At 40.7% G+C, this 854-nt stretch carries 2 protein-coding genes; both read left to right on the forward strand.

Annotated elements, in window-relative coordinates:
- Positions 1 to 173: CcmD family protein (locus AC1DPZ_RS28205; protein ID WP_477409776.1), on the forward strand; the 173-nt coding region annotated here is incomplete at its 5' end.
- Between the two features lie 151 nt (positions 174 to 324).
- The coding region (locus AC1DPZ_RS28210) for a Glu/Leu/Phe/Val family dehydrogenase (protein WP_477409774.1) at positions 325 to 854 on the forward strand (530 nt) is incomplete at its 3' end.

The raw sequence follows: 854 nt of genomic DNA on the forward strand, positions 1-854 counted from the left end.
GTTTTGTAAGCGTATTTGCTCAACAAAACCAACCGGTTGAAATGGCCGATGTTTTACGCAGTTCGGGGAAAATATACGTCGTTGTGGCTACAATTGTAATAGTTTTTATCGGATTGGCGATTTACTTGTTCTCGATCGATAGAAGATTAAAAAAAATCGAAAAAGACAATTAGTCTAAAAAATTTGTCTATTGGGTTTAAACATGGTTTTTGTAATACTTTTTAAGGTGTATCTGACACACTAACTATAATATATTTGCAATATTGATAAAAATTGTACCAAATTTGCTCACTTTTTTAAGAGTTTAATATTATACAATTAATTATGGATACCAATATTTTAGTTGCCAACCAGGAAACCCACTTTTTTGGCGACGTATGTAAAAACTTTGACTATGCGGCGCAGTTTACAAAACATGATGCTGGTTTGCTCGATCAGATAAAATCATGTAACAGTGTTTATCGTTTCCGTTTCCCTATCCGCAGGGGCAATGGTTTCGAGGTAATTGACGCATGGCGTGTAGAGCACTCGCACCACCAATCGCCAACAAAAGGCGGTATTCGTTACAGCGAAATGGTGAACGAGGACGAGGTAATGGCTCTTGCCGCGCTCATGACCTACAAATGCGCCATCGTAAACGTGCCGTTTGGCGGCGCCAAAGGTGGTATCAAAATAAACCCTAAAAATTACACGGTGAGCGAGCTGGAAAACATTACACGCCGCTATACAGTAGAATTGATCAAGAAAAACTTTATTGGTCCCAGTATTGACGTACCTGCCCCTGATTATGGATCGGGCGAGCGCGAAATGAGCTGGATTGCCGATACCTATGCCACCATGAACCCCGGCCAGCT

The organism is Mucilaginibacter sp. P4_G9 (genome assembly GCF_056400985.1).